Origin of the sequence: Vibrio jasicida CAIM 1864 = LMG 25398 (assembly GCF_000400365.1) — a bacterium.
Lineage (GTDB): Bacteria > Pseudomonadota > Gammaproteobacteria > Enterobacterales > Vibrionaceae > Vibrio > Vibrio jasicida.
This window is the reverse complement of record NZ_BAOG01000014.1, coordinates 1-21,506: the sequence shown is the minus strand read 5'-3', so window position 1 is coordinate 21,506 and position 21,506 is coordinate 1. Positions and strand designations below refer to the sequence as shown.

General features: G+C 43.3%; 19 protein-coding genes and 1 other RNA gene. 6 read left to right on the top strand and 14 right to left on the bottom strand.

What is annotated here, in order from left to right:
• Positions 1 to 8: 8 nt before the first annotated feature.
• Both VJL_RS03755 and VJL_RS03750 read right to left on the bottom strand, forming a co-directional pair.
• Positions 9 to 1,163: a restriction endonuclease subunit S gene (locus VJL_RS03755; RefSeq protein WP_050568807.1), complete on the bottom strand. Its 1,155-nt coding sequence runs from the start codon at positions 1,161 to 1,163 to the stop codon at positions 9 to 11.
• Entirely contained in the window at positions 1,160 to 2,770 is a 1,611-nt protein-coding gene (locus VJL_RS03750) for a type I restriction-modification system subunit M (protein ID WP_038875877.1), read from the bottom strand. The genes VJL_RS03755 and VJL_RS03750 overlap by 4 nt, the downstream gene beginning before the upstream one ends.
• Positions 2,771 to 2,966: 196 nt before the next feature.
• On the opposite strand from VJL_RS03750, the gene VJL_RS03745 reads away from it, so the two are divergent.
• Positions 2,967 to 3,839 (top strand): GIY-YIG nuclease family protein, encoded by an 873-nt coding sequence (locus VJL_RS03745; protein WP_227741117.1) that lies wholly within the window; start codon positions 2,967 to 2,969, stop codon positions 3,837 to 3,839.
• Here the strand turns inward: VJL_RS03745 and VJL_RS03740 are convergent.
• Positions 3,836 to 5,218 (bottom strand): DEAD/DEAH box helicase, encoded by a 1,383-nt coding sequence (locus VJL_RS03740; RefSeq protein WP_038875875.1) that lies wholly within the window; start codon positions 5,216 to 5,218, stop codon positions 3,836 to 3,838. The two genes, VJL_RS03745 and VJL_RS03740, sit on opposite strands and share 4 nt — an antisense overlap.
• Positions 5,212 to 5,757: a VspR family transcription factor gene (locus tag VJL_RS03735; protein WP_005535641.1), complete on the bottom strand. Its 546-nt coding sequence runs from the start codon at positions 5,755 to 5,757 to the stop codon at positions 5,212 to 5,214. The genes VJL_RS03740 and VJL_RS03735 overlap by 7 nt, the downstream gene beginning before the upstream one ends.
• A 101-nt stretch (positions 5,758 to 5,858) precedes the next feature.
• Here VJL_RS03735 and VJL_RS03730 point away from each other — a divergent pair, with 101 nt between their 5' ends.
• On the top strand, positions 5,859 to 6,167 hold the full coding sequence (locus tag VJL_RS03730; protein ID WP_038875873.1) for a helix-turn-helix domain-containing protein: 309 nt from the start codon (positions 5,859 to 5,861) through the stop codon (positions 6,165 to 6,167).
• Between the two features lie 19 nt (positions 6,168 to 6,186).
• Here the strand turns inward: VJL_RS03730 and VJL_RS03725 are convergent, their stop codons facing one another.
• The 6 genes from VJL_RS03725 to VJL_RS03705 form a co-directional block, all read right to left on the bottom strand.
• Positions 6,187 to 7,170, bottom strand: a complete 984-nt coding sequence (locus VJL_RS03725) for a TniB family NTP-binding protein (RefSeq protein ID WP_038875871.1) — start codon at positions 7,168 to 7,170, stop codon at positions 6,187 to 6,189.
• A gap of 2 nt (positions 7,171 to 7,172) precedes the next feature.
• Positions 7,173 to 9,089, bottom strand: a complete 1,917-nt coding sequence (locus VJL_RS03720; RefSeq protein WP_038875868.1) for an integrase catalytic domain-containing protein — start codon at positions 9,087 to 9,089, stop codon at positions 7,173 to 7,175.
• A 1-nt stretch (position 9,090) separates the two neighbouring features.
• Positions 9,091 to 9,717 carry a TnsA endonuclease N-terminal domain-containing protein gene (locus VJL_RS03715; protein ID WP_012127339.1) on the bottom strand — a complete coding sequence of 209 codons (627 nt, stop codon included), beginning with the start codon at positions 9,715 to 9,717 and terminating at the stop codon, positions 9,091 to 9,093.
• A 122-nt stretch (positions 9,718 to 9,839) separates the two neighbouring features.
• Positions 9,840 to 9,936, bottom strand: an RNA gene (ffs, locus tag VJL_RS27695) — signal recognition particle sRNA small type.
• Between the two features lie 136 nt (positions 9,937 to 10,072).
• Complete coding sequence (locus VJL_RS03710) at positions 10,073 to 12,076, bottom strand: GGDEF domain-containing protein (RefSeq protein WP_038875866.1); 2,004 nt, start codon at positions 12,074 to 12,076, stop codon at positions 10,073 to 10,075.
• 172 nt (positions 12,077 to 12,248) lie between these two features.
• Positions 12,249 to 12,992 carry a VP0952 family biofilm-associated protein gene (locus VJL_RS03705; protein ID WP_038875864.1) on the bottom strand — a complete coding sequence of 248 codons (744 nt, stop codon included), beginning with the start codon at positions 12,990 to 12,992 and terminating at the stop codon, positions 12,249 to 12,251.
• Between the two features lie 272 nt (positions 12,993 to 13,264).
• Between VJL_RS03705 and VJL_RS03700 the strand changes: the two genes are divergently transcribed.
• Complete coding sequence (locus tag VJL_RS03700; protein WP_038876030.1) at positions 13,265 to 13,567, top strand: DNA base-flipping protein; 303 nt, start codon at positions 13,265 to 13,267, stop codon at positions 13,565 to 13,567.
• Between the two features lie 37 nt (positions 13,568 to 13,604).
• Here the strand turns inward: VJL_RS03700 and VJL_RS03695 are convergent, their stop codons facing one another.
• On the bottom strand, positions 13,605 to 14,039 hold the full coding sequence (locus tag VJL_RS03695) for a YbaY family lipoprotein (RefSeq protein WP_038875861.1): 435 nt from the start codon (positions 14,037 to 14,039) through the stop codon (positions 13,605 to 13,607).
• Positions 14,040 to 14,206: 167 nt separating this feature from the next.
• Between VJL_RS03695 and tesB the strand changes: the two genes are divergently transcribed.
• On the top strand, positions 14,207 to 15,067 hold the full coding sequence (tesB, locus tag VJL_RS03690) for an acyl-CoA thioesterase II (protein ID WP_038866625.1): 861 nt from the start codon (positions 14,207 to 14,209) through the stop codon (positions 15,065 to 15,067).
• A 52-nt stretch (positions 15,068 to 15,119) separates the two neighbouring features.
• On the opposite strand, the gene VJL_RS03685 is transcribed toward tesB, so the two are convergent.
• Both VJL_RS03685 and VJL_RS03680 read right to left on the bottom strand, forming a co-directional pair.
• On the bottom strand, positions 15,120 to 18,167 hold the full coding sequence (locus tag VJL_RS03685) for a hypothetical protein (RefSeq protein ID WP_038875859.1): 3,048 nt from the start codon (positions 18,165 to 18,167) through the stop codon (positions 15,120 to 15,122).
• A 333-nt stretch (positions 18,168 to 18,500) separates the two neighbouring features.
• Positions 18,501 to 18,968, bottom strand: a complete 468-nt coding sequence (locus VJL_RS03680) for an Lrp/AsnC family transcriptional regulator (RefSeq protein ID WP_038875858.1) — start codon at positions 18,966 to 18,968, stop codon at positions 18,501 to 18,503.
• 145 nt (positions 18,969 to 19,113) lie between these two features.
• Between VJL_RS03680 and VJL_RS03675 the strand changes: the two genes are divergently transcribed.
• Positions 19,114 to 20,208, top strand: coding sequence for a PLP-dependent cysteine synthase family protein (locus tag VJL_RS03675; protein WP_038875856.1), 1,095 nt, complete (start codon positions 19,114 to 19,116; stop codon positions 20,206 to 20,208).
• A gap of 71 nt (positions 20,209 to 20,279) precedes the next feature.
• Here VJL_RS03675 and VJL_RS03670 read toward each other — a convergent pair whose 3' ends face one another.
• Positions 20,280 to 20,597 (bottom strand): DUF1244 domain-containing protein, encoded by a 318-nt coding sequence (locus VJL_RS03670; protein ID WP_005431642.1) that lies wholly within the window; start codon positions 20,595 to 20,597, stop codon positions 20,280 to 20,282.
• A gap of 202 nt (positions 20,598 to 20,799) precedes the next feature.
• Here VJL_RS03670 and VJL_RS03665 point away from each other — a divergent pair, with 202 nt between their 5' ends.
• A complete protein-coding gene (locus tag VJL_RS03665; RefSeq protein WP_038875854.1) occupies positions 20,800 to 21,375 on the top strand; it encodes a porin family protein in 576 nt (191 codons plus the stop codon).
• Positions 21,376 to 21,506: the final 131 nt, after the last annotated feature.

Genomic DNA, 21,506 nt, shown 5'->3' with positions numbered 1-21,506 from the left:
ATTATTCGTTATAGGTTTAGCTCGCCTTTAAAGGCTTTTTGCATGAGAGCGTTGAAATTCTCATCATACTGATGAGCCAGCTCAGTATTAGAGAGCATTTGAGAGTTAATACTTGTAATAATCTTCTCAAACCTAACCTGTTCTTTAATATCAATATCGGGCATTGGCAACCCCTTAAGTTGCGTTATATTGATAGACGCAAGGTTTGTAGTCTTTTTGGCACACTTGAGGAAATACCGCTTAGCAAAATCTGTCTTTAAGAACCCATTAAACCACTGAGATGTATATAGTTCTGTATCTAAACGAACACGGAATACATGGTTTTGGTGGATACAGTTATCTACTTCACCATTCCATATAGCGCCACGACCAAGCTTGTCATGATCACCGCCTTCAGTTAGAAGAACATCACCAACCTCTAATTTGTACTTCTCAACATCAGATTCCTTAACTTCTATTTCTTTAATTTCATTAAGATTTAAATAACCAGCTTGAACATTCGCAACTCGCATATACGGTGCTTTAACAATAACTTTATTGTTATGTTTCTGGCCCTTGGTGACCCCAGAAACAACATTGGATACATTACCAAGGACGTCATGTGGCGAAGTTAATTGATCACCAAACATCTCAATAAACACTGACTGAGCGAGGCTGTTTAGCTCTTGTTCCATTTGCTGGCAGTCTTTACGCAATTGATCGGCTTTTTCTAGCACCGCTGCGATTTGCTTTTGGGTTTCTAGTGGGGGGAGTGGGATTTTCAGAGATTCGATTACTTTCTTGTTTATTTGAGGGAAAGTCGAACCCGTTGAATTCCGATATAACTCATCTTCAATTGATGCGATAAAATACCATAAGTATTTTGAGTCTAATTTTTCATCATTGGCTCTAAGCCCCGCAACACCGCGTCCGAGGCAATATTCTTTATCTGCCCAGTTCAAATCACCAATCGTAGCTCGAACACAAATTATGATGTCGCCTTTTTTACATAGTTTTGTTGGTTCAATTGTTGCTTTCTTTGGTCGAGGAAATACATCGCCATAGTCTGCTGCGCCAGCAATGAGTGGCACACCTCTATCCAGCTCTACATATGTCGAACCTTTAGGCGCAGAACCCATATCGATTTGGCAGACAGTTGATAAATTAACTAGAGGCCAGCTCATTTTAACAACCCTTCTAAATCAGCTAATCCCTTCGCCATACTATTTTGTAGCGTTTTAATGCGCTTCAAAATGTCCTTTGGTGCATCATATTGCACCTCTTCGTACACCACTTCTTTGTATCGGTTAATGCTTAGGTCAAAGTCGTTATTGGTGATGTCCTCTACCGGAACCATAAAGCTCTGTTCCGTTTTATTGCGCTTATACTCTGGGCTGTCGCTGTTTGGTGTACTGTCTTCGTTAGTCAGGGTTTTAAAGCGTGTAATGATATCGGCAATGTTGCTTTGCTCGTGCGTAGCCGTTTCACCGTCCTTAAATAGCTGAGTACGCTTATCATCCAGTGAATAGCCGTCTGCCTGCATGTCATAGAACCAAACGTTATCGGTACCACCACTGTTCGTTTTAGTGAAGATAAGAATAGCGGTACTTACCCCTGCGTAAGGTTTGAAGACACCAGAAGGCAGTGAAATGACCGCTTCCAATTTTTGATCCTGCACGATTTTTTGACGAATGGTTTTATGCGCCTTGGTTGAACCAAATAACACACCATCTGGAATGATAACTGCCGCACGTCCACCAACTTTAAGCATACGAAGGATTAAGGCTAAGAACAGCAGCTCTGATTTTTCAGTCGGCTTTTTCTTTTTCACCTCAACCTGAATTTCGTTGCCATCTTCGTCAATTTCGGTTTTGAATTTAGGTGCCGTTTTCTTAACAACTGGATTCTTACCTAATGCACGCAGTAAGTCTGGAGCAACGATATCGAAATCAACTGAGCCTTTAAACGGTGGGTTGGCAAGGATAAGGTTGTAAGCTTCAGAGATATTCTCGTCACCTTGGTCTTGCAAGCTATCGCGGTAGTGCACACTTGGGTTTTCAATCCCATGCAGCAGCATGTTCATCGCACCAATGCGTAGCATGTGTTTATCAAAATCGAAGCCAGTAAACATTTCATTGTTAAAGTGCTTACGGTTATCAGGCTTGTTCACTTCTTTAGCGTGATGCTCTTCAACATACTCAACCGCCGCCATTAAGAAACCACATGTACCTGATGATGGGTCACATATGGTGTCGCCCACTTTAGGCTGCATCAACTCGACCATCATTTGGATGATGTTACGCGGAGTACGGAACTGACCATTTACGCCTGATTGTTGTAACTTGCTTAACAAATACTCATACAGATCGCCTTTGGTGTCTTTGTCGTTCATGTCGATAGCACTTAGTAGCTGCACGACCTGATCTAATAACTTAGCCGATGGGATCATGAAAATCGCATCTTTCATGTGTTCAGCAAAGCTACCTTCATTTTGTAGCGCTTTGATTTTAGGGAACACACGATCACGAACGATTTCCATCATTACGTCTGGATCTTTGTCTTTGAAACTACTCCAACGAAGGGCTTGCTCTTCAGGCGAAAAGGTTGGGTTGCTCATCGGTAGACCTGTCGCTTGGCTGCGACGCTCAGCGGTCTTTTGTAGTTCATCTAAACGACGAATAAATAGTAGGTAGGAGATCTGCTCGATAACTGAAATTGGGTTAGCGACACCGCCTGTCCAAAACATTTCCCAAACTTGGTCGATCTGATTACGAATTTTGCCTGTTAGCATGGTGATTCTCTTTGGTAAATTGTTACTCTCTTAACAACAAGAAAACAACTTAATGATGCATCAATTTATCGCGCGATTTTACCATACAAACTCAGTTTTACGTTAATGTGCATCACATTGAATTACTCAGAAATAAAAGTGCTATTTTTTATTCAGTTAGCTAGTATCTAGCTCATCTATTTTTCTTAGAAAGCAAATGATGATGACCAGAGGAACACAACTCAAAATATACCTAGCAAATGGCTCTGTAACAGGTATTCGACATGCTGAAATTGTCAACTGGACAGGTCAAGCGATTGCGGTTCCTAGAGTACACATCAAAGAGCTATCTGAATGGGAAGAAACTCAGCGCCCGGGCGTCTATTTTTTATTCGGGTACGATGCGGATAGTGGCAATAGCCTTGTTTACGTTGGAGAGGCTGAGCATATTCAGAAAAGATTGTCGCAACACTTGGCTGGCAAAGAGTTTTGGAATGAAGCTATTTGCTTTACCAACAAAGATGAAAACTTAACAAAAGCACACGTTAAGTACCTCGAAGCCCGTTTGATCGAAATAATCTTAGAGTCAAAACGATACGACCTCGACAATGACAAACAACCGCCTACCTCTTCGCTCCCCAGAGGAGAAAGGGATGCCATGGAAACTTTCATCGACAATATTCGTACTGTTATTGGTTCTCTAGGGCACAAATTATTGGAACCGAGAGTATCTCAACCCGCTTCGCCCCAAACAAACGAGCAAGAAAACACTGTATTACAACTGAAAGTCAAAAAAGTTGATGCTAAAGCCATGCTTACTGATGAAGGCATTGTCGTATTGAAGGGCTCTCAAGCGCTAACAACTGCACAGCCTAGTTTATCTAAAGGCTATACAAAGTTGCGTAGTAGCCTCGAAGACAAAGGAGTGCTAACACCATCTGGAGATCGTCTGGTCGCAGCTGAAGATATTCTGTTTACGAGTGCCTCGCAAGCCGCAGCCGTTCTACTTGGCTATCCTTGCAGCGGTCCTGATTACTGGAGAGACTCTTCGGGTAAAACACTGAAAGAGATTGAAGCTGAATCAGTTTAAGTAAACGCAGCGATGACTCGCTGTTTAAATTGGCCTAACCTCAGCTCATCCATGGCTAAAGTGAGTCCTACATTATTTGAGTCAATAACATCTGAAGCTTCTCCCCAACTAAGTAAGCTTGGTTGGGGTCGATTAGATTGAACGCTTTCCGATAAGGTACTCGGTGGTAGGCGCTTTTCATCAATAGCGCTCGGCACATTATTCTCTTGTTTAATGTACAAGCAGCTATCAGGAATATCCTGCTCAATTCTTTCAGCAAACCCAATCAAACTTTCTTCAGCAAAGGTATATAACCATGCTTCTTGGTTAGGTGAGTCATTAACTCTCAATATTCTCCCAAGGACTTGTCTAAAATAGAGTTCCGTTTTGACCGAACTCATATGGCAACAAACCTGCAGCCGAGGGATATCCGTTCCTTCACTTATCATTCCAACACTAACTATCCATTGAACATTCGAGTGACGAAAAGACTCAATTTCATTCAACGGATTATCATGATGATAAGTCACGATGCATGCTGATTGCTTAAAGTGCTCAATCAGTCGCTTTTGAATATGTTTAGCGTGCTTGATAGAAGCAGCGACGACTAAACCACCTGCATTTGGGGACTCTTGCCTTATTTGGGCTAGCTTTTGGCAACCACTATTCAATATGTAGTTCATAGCATCTTCATTGTGAATGACACTGTGATAAGAGACATCAGATTGTTTAAGGCAGTCCAGAATGGAGAAAAAGTGCTGATTACCACTGCCTTTCTGGATACTCAAATGCTCATTGTCTATCAGGGTAATTTTAGGTTGGCGGCATACCTTATCAACAACTGCCTGTTGCAAGCCATATTGATAATCACAAATGAGCATACCATCAGGGTCGGAATACTCGGCCATAACTATCGGTAACCGATCAGAGCGCCAAGGAGTACCCGACAGCGCTAATGTGTAACGGGCAAAACCTTGGATCTTACTGACAATTTCTAACCCCCATGAATTTGACCTACCCTCATCATCAAACGAGCAATGGTGGATCTCATCAAACACGACTAGTACCCGATATTTACTGACGGTGTTCCAGAAGTTTTCATCTAAAAAACGGATGGATTGATAGGTATAAGACCCACCTAAAGAGCCCAAGCCTCCATTAAAGGAACATTCCAGTTTCCATGAAAAGGTCTTTTTCATCCCTTCAGCGACCGAAAGTGATGGTGAGAAACAGAGAACTAAGTCAATCATACCTTCTTGAAAAAGACGCTTAGCAACCTCTGCTGCCATAACGGTTTTACCAGCACCAGGAGTGGCTTGACAGAAAAAATGTGGGCGTCGATTTGATGAAAACTTATTGATAGCCAGCTCTACGCACTCAGCTTGCCATGTTCTTAACATTGGGAAGCCTTGCTTTGGGCTACTTGCATCCAGTTGGTTAGTGCATTGATTTTGCCCAATAGCTTAGCTGATCGCTCTCTCGCTGCATTGAATAACGGTTCCATATCATGCTTGTTGTTTGGAAAACGCGTTAACAAAGATTGGTATTCCTCAATCTCGCCCAGAGTAATCGCTAACTCACCTTCATGTTGTTTTTTCTCTTGTTCTAGTGCATTTAGAGAGAACTCCGGAGTTTGAACAGTTATTGAATCAACTTTAGCTTTCTTATTTCTAGCTGCTCGAGGCTCAATTATAAGCGCTTTGAATTCATTAGTTTGATGGTAACGCTTGCCTCTGCGAGTCCCAATGACAGAAAGCCAGCCTTTCTCCTCAAGTGATAGAAGTTGCTTATAAACATACTTTCGAGCTTCGTCACTGCTCGTAAAGGTTGAAGTACTATTTAACAAAGCATCCCTAGCTTCTATAACAGAGAAATCATCCATCCCTTTTTCAATCAATAGGTTAAACATATCAGGGTTAATTCTGGTTACTTTCTTCATGTGACTCTTGCATGCAATAAAAACTTAGGATTGCTAAGTATACAAAAATCAGTAAAACTTAGACAATCTAAGTTATCTAAAGGTTGAAAAGAAATGTGTAAGTGCAGAAAGACAACCCCATCCCAGCGAGGCTCAAAGCTGCGCGTAAAAAAGCCAAAATCACCCAAAAAGATTTAGGGGTGAAAATTGGCATGGAACCAAGTTCGGCTAGTGGGCGAATGAACCATTATGAGAAAGGTAGACACGTACCCGATATTGGTACGCTTGAACGTATGGCTGAAGAGTTAGGTGTGCCGCTAAACTACTTTTTCTGTAGGAACGAATTGAGTGCTGAACTGGCGTGTGCCATTGATAAGATGAGTGATGAAGAGAAGGCGGTGTTACTAGAAAAACTGACACCATCTAGTTAACTCTGAGTAAGGTGCTTCACTAACCAATAAGTTGCTGTATCGATAGTTTGCTAAAAACCTGCTTTACAAAACGAAGTTCACCAGTCTCGGCATCAGTTACATAATTTTCATAAGAAGCTATTTGCTCTATGGTTAGAGCATCTATCTGCACAGTGAAAGGATTTATATCATTCGGATCGTTAATTTTCTCGTAAACAGCAGCAAAGTCTTCCTCACCAATATAGTCCTTATTTTTCGCCAAAGCGACGTCTAGTGCGGCTGCAATTAACTCTTTAATTTCACCAAGTATACCTTTGCTTGCTGATAACAGTCTCATTGCGAAATCGACGTCGGTCAACGGCACCTTGAATGGTAAAGGCACCGTCTTTTCCAGAGCTTGTAAAACATCTAAATAGTTATCAATTGCGGACTCATCTGTGATCTTAATGTAAGGGAGTGTGCGTCGAACCATAATTCGCCTGTTCCACTGAGAGTCCTCTAAAATTAGCCCGGCACTATGAAGTCCTACAAACACTATCGGCAAATGACACTCATCACTAATCATTTTGAGGCGATCTCTAATATCCTGCCTCTGGTTATGACTGGTTCGTTCAAACAACTCTTGACACTCCTCAATCACTAATAACTTAAGCCCAACTCTTTTCGATGTCTCAATCACACAATCCGTTAATCCAATCTCTGAAGGCTTAGCTCTGCTATTTCTGTAAGCGCCAAGCTCTTTGGCCATCCATAGTAAAGTCTCAAGTAACGAGGGCCTTACACGAGTAATAAGGACTTCATTCCTTGATAAGTTTTTCTCGATAAAGTGATTAATAGTGGCGGTTTTACCTGCACCGGTGCCTGCTGTCAGAAGCATCGATGGCGCAAAAGTGCCAAACTTCCTGCGTTTAATTATCCATTCGAGTCCAGAGAGAACTTTTTCAACCTCTGGGTAAATTGAAAATGAGTCATGATAGTTTGCTAAAACTTCGTCTCTATTTAAATTCCTTCTCGCTGCTGTCACAACTATTTCCTTAGATTTCTGCGCTCGTCCCATTTAGCTCTGAAGCTCTCTAGCGGTGTTGTATCCGAGCTTTTTTCTGACTCTGCGACCTTTTTGTTTGGTTTAGGTGTTCTGTCACTTAGTTTGGAATGAGGGGTGTCGCTATTAACACTCGATATTTCTGCAACTTTCTTGGTAGATTTCGCCTTTCGTTTTCGCTCAGTGTGAGTTAACTGCATTAAGTCTGCTTGTTCTGATTCGATTCGGTCATGCAGTGCAAGTCGAGCTTTTGCTAATGACAGCACATCCATTTCCCCCTTTATATAGGTTCTATGAGCCACCAAAATCTTTTCATGTTCGCAAACGCTCAATCTGACGGTGTAACCCATTGGGTCCTTACTCGGAACCTTCACGTACCCTTGAAGTTCATCGAGGTAAACATAAATAGCGGATAAATCATCTGGGTCTACTTTTATTTTCTTTTTTGAAGACTCGTTTGTTTGGGGGTACGTTTTTCGATAATCAGACAGCGCCACACTGTCATATTCTAAGTGCATGAACTTGATACCTTTATCGGTCAGTTTTCTATACTGAAGAATCCCCATAACTACGCTAAATGCTTGCTCTTGCTCGGGTAAGAGTTTTAGTGGTGGTAAAACGTCATAGCTTTGTTTCCAATAAAGGTTTGGTATTCTTTTATAACGACTATCAGCATTAGCATTGTGCACGTCTACTATCCAACGGTGAAACTCCTCTACAAAGGTACTAAAGCGCATGACTGCATCTTTTTCTGGCTTATAGTCTTCTTTTTCCAGCACGTTGGAGAATGTTTTACCCGGCACCCAACCGACAATCCCTTGAACAATTTCACCAAACTTACGTTCAATAAATGGCTTTAACCATGGTTTCCGAACCTTGTTATAAACGACATTTATCCCGACCTCCAAACATGCATCCTCCCAGCTTTTTGACCAAAACTCCGCGCCGTTATCGACCACCAAGTTCTCGATTTTCCCTTCGCAAAGCCACTCATTGTTGAATGAAATAGGCATTTCAGAAATGTAGCTCTTACTTTTTGTCGCATGAATAACGGCTCTCGATGCCGACACATAACTAGGAGCCTTAAAGCCAAGATGAAAGCCTATTATGCACCCACTAAAAACATCCACGAGTAGTGTCAAATGCGCTCTACCTAATGGAACCATTAACTCATCATGCAATAAAATTAAATCCAAGGGGGTGTGATCCATTTCGACTCGCTCCAAAATTCGAGTCGGCATTTCTACAGATTGGTAATAGTTAAAGAGCTTATCTGCGTAGTATTTACCATGGCGAGCTAGCACGACGCTGTATGGTTCTTCTTTACGAATACGCTTCTTAAATGCTTCATATGAGACTTTCGGAATTCTTCCAGCGACAATGGCCTCATTAGCTACGGTTATCCTATCGCAATAGAAGGCGTGTGCTGCGCGAATCGACTGTCGCCTTGCGTCTAAAAACATCTTCAGGGCTTCATCATAATATTTTTCATCACCAACAACTCTGGCATCTCTGTTACCTTTGAGGTGGTTTTTATCGACTAAGCTAGTAAAACTTCCATCCGAGTCGACAAACGAATTATGCCAACGTTGCAGTGATTTATAGCTTGGTTTTTTGGGAAGGCATGTTTTGTCGAAGTGTTTTTCAATTAGGGGAGTAAGGTTTTTAGAGGTCCAACCTCCATTCAGTTCATTCGCAACTAAGCACAACAATTTGTACCTTTCTAGAGCTTTGTTCTTCTGTTCCTCTGGATAGGAAGAGAGGTCTCGCTCAATGATTTGTGTTGACTGTAATCTCGAGTACTTTAGACTTTCTGTCTGAGCTGCGGGCAAAAACTCATGCTTTAGATCAGAATCTTCGTCGTACTCAGGCTCAAACTCGTCATGGAATCGGCCTACCATTTCATCTCACCGAAACAGTTGTACTTTCACTCAACTGAGCGATGTCTAAATCAACACCAGCTTTTCCTACTGCAATAAGTCTTAAAACAGAAGCGAACACCCGACCAACAGACTCTCCGATTGAGTCTGCTAGATCACTAATTTTCATTGTGTTCTGTGCGATCAGATAGGAATATACTTTTATTGCAAGCTCATCGCCTGCGATACACCCACTATAGCGGTGCACAAGCTCAGTATTCTTGAGAAAGTACCCATCTCTAATTTGCTTGTCAGTCACTAAAACAAGACCAACCCCTCTTCGGTTGGCGGCCTCTTTACGAGCAGAAAATTCTTGTTTAAATGTTTTTGATAATGTTTTCGTGTGTGGCTTAACTTCCACATATTCGAAGGTACCGTCATGGTAGGTAACTAGAAAGTCGGGAGTGTAAGGGCGCTTCTTTCCATTGAAATCATAGTAGAAACCCTCTGGCTGAGATTCGTACCGAACTACATCTGGATCATATTCGAAATGATAGCAACAGTCTTTCTCCAAACTACCCTCACACATAACAGCGTCTCGGTTTTTTAGACTCGAGAACTTAAAGATGTTCTTATTAGGTGACGGTTTGCGAAGATTACGGATATACATATGCGTCCCTTTTGTTGTAAAAAAACAACCAAAGTAAGCTTAGGACACTTTATGGATTTTAAAAGGACAGATTATGGTTTTATTGGGACAGGTTATCGTTTTAACGACACTTTTAAAGGGTGGGACCCCAGCCACATCCCGGCACACAAGTCACCCGCTGCGGCTGCTTCCTTCCGGACCTGACCGAGTTCACGAGCTATTGTTGCGAGAGGACCAGGGCCCCATAATTCTGTTTTGAGAGCGTGTCTCAAATGATGTGAGGATTATTCAGTATCGCCTCTCAGATTGCAAGGGCTAAAGCGACGAATTTAACCATTTCACTTCTGTTTGCACAAAACTCGGTCAATTCAGCCTATTAGGTCCCCGCCGGACAGGAATTTCCGTCACAACAATCACGCGACGCCTGCTTACTGGAGTACATGTTCTCATCAGCCAAATGCATGGCTTGCTCCAAACTCACGCTACGCTCACGTTTAGCTGAAACCCCGACAGAGATAGTCACTTCACTCAGTCCATTTAAAGCTTCATCTTTGACATCCAACTGACTGAGCTCCTCCATTGCTCTTTGCAATTGAACTTCGGTTGGGTATCCGAGCAAAATAAATTCATCCCCTCCGATTCGGTAGCTCCTACCCGCCCATACTCGATGTACTTTGAGAGACAGCAATTGCAGTACGCGATCACCAGCTCGGTGTCCGTAGGTATCGTTGATTTGCTTAAACTGATTAATGTCCAAATAAAGAATCGCTAAGTCTTTTGGTACTCCTTGGCGGTACTTCACATGCAGAGCGCGACGATTTCTCAATCCGGTTAAGTTATCGGTATTAGACTGACGATATAAATACAATGTCACCCCAAGTACAAACACCAACACAAAGATAAACACTGCTTGAGTTTGCGTGGCCAAACGTACTTCATATTCCAATGCAGTTCGCCAATCTGGCCTTAAATCGTATTGCGCGACAATTTTCTCAAGATCGAGCATAGAAATCGCGCGACTGAAATACGGCGCAAGAATTGCTCCGCGCTCGTTCGCCGCCAGCCCAACCGACAGCTCTGATTGGTAGAATTCACCAATCGCATCATCTTGCTCAATGGGGATAAGTTCGCTCAAGCGTAAGAAGTGGTTGAGCATCGCGGTATCCATTGCGATGTAATCAATCTCTCTTGCTAGCAGTGCTTCGAGCATCGCTTGCTGTGAATCAAAACGATTAAGCTCTTTTAACGGCAGCATTTGCGTCAAAATTTGATCGAAGAAATCGTCTTTCACTACGCCAATACGTTCGGAGATCAACTGAGAGACATGAGAATAAACGTTGGGTTTGTAGCCAAGACGCTTAACCATCACGGACGTCGGAGAGTAATGAGGCTGAGGAAAATAACTGAATGCTCGTCTTTCTCGACTGATCGTCAATGGAGCAAGCATATCAAACTCCCCCCGAATAAATTGATGATACATGGATTCCCAACTTTCACTTGGTTGACCAACAATCACGCAATTTAGATCCAGAATATCGCAGCTCTTAAGCACAACATCTGCCGTCATACCCTCTACCGAGCCATCCTCGTTATAGACAACGTAGGGAAAAATAGACTCCAGTTTGATCCTAAACGGCTCATTTAAATCGATAGGAAGCTGTTTTAACGACTCTCGTAACGCGGTCTGACGCAATTCAAATTGGTACAGTGCTACTTGCTCTCGTAATAGCTTTTGCACCGATTCGCTATGAATGAAATCAGCAAAGCGATCAAGCTCGTCCAGATGGGTGCCTTTCGCACTTACGATTGATACCGGCTTTATTGATATGAGATCGTTGAGCAATTTGGCATCAAAGCCTTCAAGCAGCATAGGCTTGAGTTGGTTGATGGCATCAACAACGCCATCAACTCGATTTGCTCGTAGCAGCGTCAACGCTTCTTCATACCCTTGATAGGGAACCTGAATGACTTCGGGATAGTTTTGTTTGATCAGGTCTTGATAAATAGTGTCTTGGGGAACACCAACAACAGCGGTGTCTTTTAAACTAGTATCACTCACCCCATAGAGGTAAGTGTATTCAATATTGGTCGGACGCGAATAGCTAAACCGCGCTGCTCTCTCATCGGTGTAGGTAATGTTGGCGGCGAAATCACTTTCACCAGTCGCTACCGAATCAAGAATGGCATCGAAACTGGAGTAGTTTACGTATTGGATCGAGACATCAAAGTTTTCTGCTACTGCATCAAACAGGACTCGAGTAACGACATCATCCGCTTCTGTCGCAACTTTATAATAAGAGGGTGTTACGGGCTCTGCTTTGAGACTCAGGCTCAGTAAAAAACAAGCAAAAACCAACAGCCTTTGAACAACTTTAACCATGACTAACGTTTCTAAAATGCCTCTATATCCATAGAGATTAAGATTGAATTTTTATTTTTAAATACACAATAAATATGAAAGGCCGAACATATAACATCCGGCCTATTATTTCATAATCAGATCAGGAGTCTGCCGCACGGGTCACTATTTAGTCAGCGCGCTTACAACTATTTTATAACTCGGCCTGCTCATCACTACTACGTAAGATGTAGTCTGTCATCCATGCTGTACCAAGTAAGCATATCCAAACCACGAAAACAGGGTTTGGCACGTCAATATTCGGACTGACTACCAAAGCGGCAAAACCTACTGTCGGTAACGTCCAACACAGTAATTTACCCCAGCGTATTGAATTTTTAATCTTAGTCAGCGCTTCCATGGACGCTAAAATACCTGTGATACCTAATGCCAAAAGTACCGCATAAGGTAGGCCAGCTATCCACAATGGCAGCAACAATAACAACGACCACCAGCTGTGTTTTTCGGAAGGTCTCCAACTTCTCGCGGCCCACCACATCACCACAACGGACAGAGTCTGCAAAACAGTAAGCCATGGTGAACCATCTAACTTACCTGCTTGCTGCGTTACCATAATGCCAACTTGAAGTGTCAATACGATCAAACCTGCGGTGAGCAACACGCCCAGTGAGCTGCGTCGAGAAAAAACCACCATGAGCAACGGAAACAGCACTAAGGTACCAATGGATAAAGCGATCGGCTGCATAGACAACGTAACACCATAGACAGTCATCGCGCCCAGTAACACTAGGCCAGCGAAGCCCCCTTGCGGCAAGATCCATAGTGCAGGAATCATCAAAGCAATAACAGGAATGTCACCCTCACTTAAACTAATGGCACGCGCGCACACCACAGCAAGTAGAGTCGTAATAAGAAATTGAAGTGTCGAAAAAATCATAGCGCCTCCTGGCTTCCCCAACCAACTTGGTAATTCAACGGCCAACCTCTTTCGGTTATAACGTCATTGAACGGGTCTAGATTCAAGCTAAGCTTGAGCTTATTTTTGCATTGCTAACCTACTCTTTGAGATCAATGTACAGCTCAGAAAAAAGGGAACGTAAACGGTGTTATTTTGTGAGCAGTAAGTGATGTTAAGGAGCAAGAACTGATAGCGAAATACAAGTCTTGTGTATTACCATTCCTTGGTAAACAACAATGGACACTGTCAGTATGGACCAATTTTTAATGCAAATCTTTGCTGTAATTCACCAAATTCCCACAGGGCGAGTGTCGACCTACGGTGAAATTGCCAAAATGGCAGGCTATCCGGGCTATGCAAGGCACGTCGGTAAAGCGCTGGGTAACCTACCAGAAGGCAGCAAATTACCTTGGTTCCGAGTCATTAATAGCCAAGGAAAGATTTCGTTAAAAGGCCGAGATCTTGAACGACAAAAGAGCAAGCTAGAAGCAGAAGGCATCGAAGTGTCTGAAGTCGGAAAAGTATCCCTTAGAAAATATAAATGGCAGCCTTAAGCTGCCATTTTTTATTCGTTTTGTTTGAAGGTAGCGATTAACGCGTACCAACAAGGCGAATGTTCGCTTCGTGCGTTTGTTCTGCATCCGTGATAACTGGAATGCTAGTATCATTAATAAAGCGCAGCTTACCATCAACTTCGATACGAGCACGTAGGCTATAACGATGGTTAGGTTTAATATCGTTGCTGTTGTAGCTCAGTTCAAACGCTAAAGGCACTTGTTTACCTTCTGTTTCGAACGTTTGTTTCGCTAAAACTTTCGCAGGAGCATCCGCTAAAGAAACATCTTCAAGTGCTACCGTTACTACTGCGTGTGGAGGCAGTGCAATACGCTCGCGGTAAGCCACTGTACCTGTAATTGTCTTCATTGACGCCTCAGCCGATTCCATTTCTGTTGTTTGAGAAGTTTGGCAACCCACTAGTGCAGCACCGAATAGTAAAGAAGTAACAAGTAGTAGTGTTTTTTTCATAGTTTCCTCAACGGGTGTATCGATTCGCGCTAAGTATAGAGGGAGAATATTAAACTGTCTGCGTTAAATGGATTCATTTGACAATAGTTTGACTAAGTTAGAAATTACCAAACAGTTGATTTTGTTTCATAATTGAAGCAGTAATAAAAACAAGGTGAGGAGACATCATGAGTAAACCATTAAGAGAATTGCTCAGCCTACTACAACTCGAAAAACTAGAAGAAGGCTTGTTCCGTGGTCAAAGCGAGAACCTAGGTTTACCTCAAGTTTATGGTGGTCAGGTTATTGGACAAGCGTTATCCGCAGCACGTTACACGGTAGAAGACGCACGCACCGTGCATTCATTCCACAGTTACTTCCTATACCCTGGCGATCCTGAAAAGCCGATCATTTACGATGTTGAAAACCTGCGTGATGGCCGCAGCTTCAGTACTCGACGCGTGAAGGCGATTCAGAACGGTCGCCCTATTTTCTACCTTACTGCCTCATACCATGGGGATACGCCTGGGTTTGACCATCAAAACGCAATGCCCGACATTCCGGGGCCAGAGAACTTTCCATCCGAATCGGAACTCGCAAGTCACATTGCTGAGTTTTTGCCAGAAAGGCTGCGCAAAACATTCTGTGGAGAGAAGTCGATAGAGACTCGCCCAGTGAACATCGTCAATCCTCTCAAGCCTAAAAAGACAGAACCGAAGCAATATCTATGGATTCGTGCCAACGGTGAGATGCCAGACAACCAGCTCATTCATCAATATCTATTGGCTTATGCTTCTGATTGGGGCTTTTTAACCACAGCACTGCATCCGCATGAAGTATCGCTGATGACGCCAAACTTCCAAGTGGCAACCATCGACCACTCTATCTGGTTCCACCGTCCATTTAAGATGGATGAATGGTTGCTGTATGCCATCGAAAGCCCAACAGCAAGCAATACGCGTGGTTTGGTTCGTGGTGAGATCTACAACCAACAAGGCCATCTTGTTGCTACCGCAGTTCAAGAAGGCGTGATGCGCTTTACTAAATAAACCATCGCGATGTTCAATCAAAAAAGGAGTGCTGATGCACTCCTTTTTGTATTTAGTTCTTTTGGTAGTTTAGGCTGACGACAGCCCACTCATAAAGTGATTTCGGGTAACCGTACTTCCCTTCACCGTAAATAGTATCCGGTTCAGCATAGAAGCCGCCCGCATCACTTGCCAAGAACTCTCGCGCACCTTTGCGGTAATGAATCAAAGGGCTCATCGATTCGTAGGCCGTATTTGCATCTAACGGTCGGTCATTAATCACCAGAAAACGCGTCATTCGAATGCTGCTACCGTTTTCGCAATATCCTGCATCTGAATAATCGACAGCAAGGAAAGGTTTCGTGTCATTCTCACTGAGTTGCGAACGACAACCATCGAAACGGGCAACATGCATCCACAGACCACGAGTTTTAGCCGGATCATCATTACCAACTGGCTTCATGTTTAAAAATACGACTTTGCCTTTGCCATAAAGCGCGAGCTCTGTGTCTGTCGGCTCTCGTACACTTCTAGCGCCCATGACACCAAACTCACTCTCTTGAAGATTGGCAAACTCAGGGCCACTTAACGTACTAATCACTACCGTTTGTTCACTATCTAGTTGAGTGTATTTATCGGCGTCACCAGATTCGGCAAGATCAAGAAAAACCGTCACCAATGTACTGTCCAGCGCTTTATAGTCTTGCGTTTCCGCCTCAGAAACGTTCAGTTGAACCGAGTGCCCAAACTCATAACCTGTGAGGGTGATGCTTCCATTCGCACGATCCAGAGTCGCAATTTCTTCACTAACAGAGGTAGCAAACTCATAGCTACGCGTACCAATCGCCGTACCAATATCTAACTCCACACGCTTAAACGGTTCAAATGCCACAGTTTGACGAGTCGCGATTAATCCCGGATGTTCAGCCTTTGCAATCGAGCCATTAACGGTGATCGTCTTTGTCAGATAATTGCGGCTTGTTAACGTGACTTCCAAGGAGTAATCGCCAGCATGAAGCACATCTAGTATTCCCGTATCAGACGATGCCATTTTTACCGTTGGTAATGCTTGGTTAATCAAACGGTAAGAGGTGGTGGTATCGCTGTCTGAGACTACTGGCTTTAGCGTTTTATCTGAACCAAAGGTTGCACTTGGGTATTGGACCGTCGCTCGACTTTCAATTGGCTTGATGGTCACATTGAAGCTTGCTTGACCCGGCGTGAACTTATCATCACCAGAGTCAGAAACCACAATGCGTGTGCTGCCAGCATTAAGAACGCGCATTTCCCCTGTGTCGTTACCTAGAGACACCACATCGGTCGGTGAGCCATCTGCAAATTGGTAAGTCACCTGCCCAACCGTTCCGCTAATAGTCGGTTTGCTTGCCAAAGGTTTGAGTGCATTCCAATTATCTTCAACATCTGATGAAATTTGAATGCGGCTCGGGGCACCTAAAATATTGAAAGTCACTTTATGCTCAGGACCCGCACTATAATTGTCGCTTTCCTTACGACGTAAAGTCAGTGTGGTTTCACCCGCTTTGAAGACATGTACAATCCCATTAGCAATCATGTTTGCTACGTCTGGGTGTGTATTGTCGGTCATCTCAATCACATCACCGGAGCTAAGCTCGTCAAAATCTTTTAGCAGATTGAATTGGTGATCCTTACTGTAGACCTCCTCATAATCACGAGTCGCAAGCGGCTGTCCTTGCGCTTTAGCGATATCAAGGTTCACTTTGAACTGAGTTGACTGATAGAACTCTCCGCCATCATCTTCGAACGTTAACGTGTAGTTACCCGCCGTTTCGAGATATAGCGTATCTGAGGACATGCTCAGCCCCTCTGGTAAATCCCCAATCAGTCTGATATCGCCCTTTTGCCCCGCAAACACGAACGGAATCGATAGACCTTTCTGATAGGTAAAGGACATATCAATGTCTTTGATAACAGGGTGTACTGCTGCAGTAATATCGATATGAAAACGCGCTTTCGTAGAAGGGAAATTACGCAAATCGCCCTCAATCACATCAACCTCAGCACGACCAACACCTTGAATCAACAAAGCGTTGCCGTCGTCAGAAACACGCACCACGTCTTGGCCTGAAACCACATCAAAATGGTAATCTCCCAGTGCACCCTCAACTTGTGGGTACAACGGAGCAAGCGCTTGATAACTTGCCGAGATGTTTGAAGCACTGATGTTTTGTCGCGCTCCCTTGTCAATTGCAACGTTAAATCGAGCCGTTTGCTGCTGCTCAATAAACCCTTCACTGTACGTTGCCGTTGCTTCAACCGTTACTTGCCCAGTGTTTTGAATCAAAAGTAAACCGGTATCTGGATTCAATACCTCAGCGACTTTGTCATCAGGGGGGCTATTGATGATCTCGTAGCGAATGCTTTTGGTCTCTGTACTATCCAGTCTCACTGGTGCCAACGTCAGACCTTCGCGGAACTCACCCGTTAGAGGAGCAAATTGCAGTTGCTCAGCACCAACTTGATAAAGGTGAATATTGACGAGTAAATCGCGAGCTTGGTAATAATCGTCGCCCGAGTCACGAACACGTACTTTTGCCGTTCCAGATTTCCCAATGGCAAACACTCGACCATCGGTATTAACCTGAATCAAATGTTCAGATCCACTTTCTACGGCATAGCTCAGAGAGCCTTTTTGCCCTCGTACAACCAAAGATTGCCCTTCAGTTTCTGACGCGTTAAGGCTGACATCGTTTGCAGCCAGATCGGCATTGGTGCCTTTGTCTACGGTCATCGTAAACGTGGCCTCTGACGTTTCGTAAGTCGGGCTGCTGTCCGTTACTTTAATTGACGCCGTACCTGGACGAAGGATTTGTAACTGACCATCGTCGATTTGAACCACATCAGAAGGGGTTGAAGATAAAACTTGGTATGTGATCGTGCCTTGTACGTTACTCATTGTCGTATTTGTGACATTTCCAATGCCATCAAATGTGAGTATTGCGTCTTCAACTTTAAGTTGAGGTCGACTTTGTTTTGTAGTTTGAGTTGAAGATCCCGAATTACGCGGCTTGGAATCGCCGCCCCCACCACCACAGCCAGCGATTACTGCAGCAAGCAAAAGGAGAAAATAATATCTTTTCATTTTTTGTAATAATTTCTTACATCTTATAAGTGGCGGCGATAATAATACGATGTTTTATTCACCGCCAGCCCCTTTTTTGATTAATAAGATTATCGATAAACTACATTACCATTCGCTAAATAAATAAAATGCCGTCAATTTTCTAAAACAAGCACAGTAATGTCGCGAACAACCGTTTACGATCCGACTTCGCATTAAATTAGCGATGATTAAATTAGGGTTTTCAATAGATTAAAATATAAACAGTCGATCACACTTTAGCTGGCGTGTGGTGTCGATATTGAGGAAATATGAAGTCAACAGAGTGACCTCATATCTTATTTAGGTAGGAATTTAGACGCCGTAAATAGGCAACTCCGTCGTGTACTTTATCGGTTCCATTGCAAAAGTTGATGTCACGTTCGACAAACCTTTTACGCTGTTGACGAGCCGCTTGTAAAACTCGTCAAAACACTTCATGTCTTTAACCAATACTTTCATCATATAGTCGTATTCACCCGCCATACGATAAAACTCCATCACTTCAGGGAAATCACTCACTGTGGTAACAAAGTGGTGATACCAATCTTCAGAGTGGTCACTGGTCTTTAATTGGACAAAAGCGATGAATGACAAATCAAGTTTTTCTGCATTCAGCAACGCGACTCGCTTTTCTATGTAACCTTCATCTTCTAGCTTCTTCATCCGCTTCCAACAAGGTGTTGTGGTTAAATTCACCCGTTCAGCTAAGTCGTTCAAAGACAAGGTGCCATCGGTTTGAAGTAAAGAAAGTAACGTCTTGTCGATTTTATCTAAGCTCATTCCTATAAAAACCTTACAAAGTAGAATTTTTTTCTATCATTAGTGAATATCAAAACAATAATAGCAAAGTTTTTCTCTACATTTATAGGTAGATTATTCCTATAGACAAAAACAACTACCCTACAAAATTCCGAGGAGACACGTTATGTGTACTGACCACAACTGGATCAACAACGCAGTGCGTAAGATTGAAGCTGATTTCCAACGCTCAGCAGACACTCATCTTTTCAAACTTGATCTTCCTTCTCTTGAAGGCATCGACATCTACCTAAAAGATGAAAGCACACACCCTACAGGTTCATTAAAGCACCGTTTAGCGCGTTCGCTATTCCTTTATGCAATTTGTAACGGCTGGGTTGGTCCAGAAACCACGGTGATCGAAGCATCATCAGGCAGTACAGCGGTTTCTGAAGCGTACTTCGCGCGTCTACTTGGCTTACCGTTTATCGCAGTAATGCCAAAAACCACAGCACGCAAGAAAATTGAACAAATCGAATTCTACGGCGGTAAAGCGCACCTTGTTGACCGTTCAGACCAAATTTATGACGAGTCTCGTCGCCTAGCGAAAGAGCTAAACGGTCACTACATGGACCAATTTACTTACGCAGAGCGCGCAACCGACTGGCGTGGTAACAACAACATTGCGAACTCTATCTTTAGCCAAATGGAGCTAGAAGATCACCCAATCCCAAGTTGGGTTGTGATGAGCCCAGGTACTGGCGGTACATCTGCAACGATTGGTCGCTTTATCCGTTACCAAAAATACGACACAAAACTGTGTGTTGTTGACCCTGAGAACTCAGTATTCTTTGACTACTTCCAGTCTGGTAATGCCAATATCAAAGGTAAAAATGGCAGCAAAATCGAAGGTATCGGTCGCCCACGTGTTGAGCCGAGCTTCATTGCTGGTGTCGTAGACGAAATGCGTAGAATCCCTGATGCAGCAAGCGTGGCGACAGCACATTGGCTATCAGGTCTGATTGGTCGTAAAGTTGGCGCATCGACAGGTACCAACCTGTACGGCGTGTTACAGCTTGCATGTGAGATGAAAAAGCGTGGTGAGAACGGCTCTATCGTTACTTTGCTTTGTGACTCTGGAGAACGCTACCTAGATACTTACTACAACACTGATTGGGTAAAAGAGAACATCGGTGATATCCAACCGTATCTTGCTCAACTTGAGATTATTCAAGCAGAAGGCTGTGTGGAACCCGCATGTTGCGGCCCAATCACTGAGTGATTTTCGCTGAGAATAAAGCAACAGCCCGCTGAAATGAGCGGGCTGTTTTGTATCTGCTTAAATGGTGTCTATTACTTTTTCTGACGCGCTTCAAATGCCGCCAACTGTTCTGGTGTCGCTTTTGGCTGGTGGTTTTGTTTCCATTCATCGTAAGTCATACCATAAACGCGCTCACGAGCATCATCGATGTCGATATCCACACCAAGATCTTCCGCTTCTGCCTTGTACCATTTGCTGAAACAGTTACGACAGAAACCAGCAAGGATCATAAGGTCGATGTTTTGCACGTCTTTGTTTGCATCTAAATGTGCAAGAAGACGACGAAATGTTGCCGCGTCCAGCTTGTCTTGTTCTTCTTGAGTTAGATTTTTGTATTTGAATTCAGCCACTTTACTTTCCTTTTATTTATCTCACAGCTCATAGCAGAGAAATGAGCGAGTTTGATCTGCTTAAAACTTGCGCCATCACAACAAATTTTCGCTCAACATCGCATACTCACCCAAAAGACTGATATGATAACTGCCACTTACCTTATTGATTAAATTAATACTAATTCTAAAAACAGTTCTTCACAAAGGTTATCGCCAAGTTATGAAAAACGCCATTCTAATATTATCGGCACTGACCCTGAGTCTGCCAACTTTCGCAGCTCAAGAGCAAACTCACCAATCCTACTTATACCTAGGCACAGGTAATGTTGGTTTTGACACTCCGAATTTTGGTTCTGATCGCGACAATGGCTGGTCGACACCTCACATTACGGTTGGCTGGGGTTACCATGTAAACCAATACCTCGCATTTGAAGGGGTACTGCGTTATTCACAAAATGAACTTAAGAATGATGCTCTAAAAACTGACTTAGACCTTCACTATTACCAAGCAGGTATGTCTGCTGTTGTAACGAGTGATAACTTAGGCGATACGCCACTGTCACTATTTGGCCGCGTAACCGCGCTTGGCACTCAAGCTGAAATGTATGTTCCAAACGAACAAAAAGTCACAGACGATTCTGGTGCACTATTCAACATTGGTGCAGGTGTCCATTGGGATATGAGTAAAGATATTTGGCTACGTGCAGAATACATCTACAACGTTGCAGACATGGGCTTTGATGACTTCTACGACAGCTATGAAGGCGTGCAAGTGAGCTTGGGTAAACGCTTCTAATCGAACACTCCAAGCTGGTTATAAAACCCAAAATTGGAGACAAAGAAAAGCCGGACGTGATGAAGTGACCCCGTAAAGTTGGACATTTCTGTTAAGCGGCTTTCAAGGCCTGAGTTCGATACTCTATCGGA

What these genes read in the sequence shown, in the direction of transcription:
- VJL_RS03755 (WP_050568807.1), bottom strand. Translation starts at nt 1,163, where the DNA reads ATGAGCTGGCCTCTAGTTAATTTATCAACTGTCTGCCAAATCGATATG.
- VJL_RS03750 (WP_038875877.1), bottom strand. Translation starts at nt 2,770, where the DNA reads ATGCTAACAGGCAAAATTCGTAATCAGATCGACCAAGTTTGGGAAATG.
- VJL_RS03745 (WP_227741117.1), top strand. Translation starts at nt 2,967, where the DNA reads ATGATGATGACCAGAGGAACACAACTCAAAATATACCTAGCAAATGGC.
- VJL_RS03740 (WP_038875875.1), bottom strand. Translation starts at nt 5,218, where the DNA reads ATGTTAAGAACATGGCAAGCTGAGTGCGTAGAGCTGGCTATCAATAAG.
- VJL_RS03735 (WP_005535641.1), bottom strand. Translation starts at nt 5,757, where the DNA reads ATGAAGAAAGTAACCAGAATTAACCCTGATATGTTTAACCTATTGATT.
- VJL_RS03720 (WP_038875868.1), bottom strand. Translation starts at nt 9,089, where the DNA reads ATGGTAGGCCGATTCCATGACGAGTTTGAGCCTGAGTACGACGAAGAT.
- VJL_RS03715 (WP_012127339.1), bottom strand. Translation starts at nt 9,717, where the DNA reads ATGTATATCCGTAATCTTCGCAAACCGTCACCTAATAAGAACATCTTT.
- VJL_RS03710 (WP_038875866.1), bottom strand. Translation starts at nt 12,076, where the DNA reads ATGGTTAAAGTTGTTCAAAGGCTGTTGGTTTTTGCTTGTTTTTTACTG.
- VJL_RS03705 (WP_038875864.1), bottom strand. Translation starts at nt 12,992, where the DNA reads ATGATTTTTTCGACACTTCAATTTCTTATTACGACTCTACTTGCTGTG.
- VJL_RS03700 (WP_038876030.1), top strand. Translation starts at nt 13,265, where the DNA reads ATGGACCAATTTTTAATGCAAATCTTTGCTGTAATTCACCAAATTCCC.
- VJL_RS03695 (WP_038875861.1), bottom strand. Translation starts at nt 14,039, where the DNA reads ATGAAAAAAACACTACTACTTGTTACTTCTTTACTATTCGGTGCTGCA.
- tesB (WP_038866625.1), top strand. Translation starts at nt 14,207, where the DNA reads ATGAGTAAACCATTAAGAGAATTGCTCAGCCTACTACAACTCGAAAAA.
- VJL_RS03685 (WP_038875859.1), bottom strand. Translation starts at nt 18,167, where the DNA reads ATGAAAAGATATTATTTTCTCCTTTTGCTTGCTGCAGTAATCGCTGGC.
- VJL_RS03680 (WP_038875858.1), bottom strand. Translation starts at nt 18,968, where the DNA reads ATGAGCTTAGATAAAATCGACAAGACGTTACTTTCTTTACTTCAAACC.
- VJL_RS03675 (WP_038875856.1), top strand. Translation starts at nt 19,114, where the DNA reads ATGTGTACTGACCACAACTGGATCAACAACGCAGTGCGTAAGATTGAA.
- VJL_RS03665 (WP_038875854.1), top strand. Translation starts at nt 20,800, where the DNA reads ATGAAAAACGCCATTCTAATATTATCGGCACTGACCCTGAGTCTGCCA.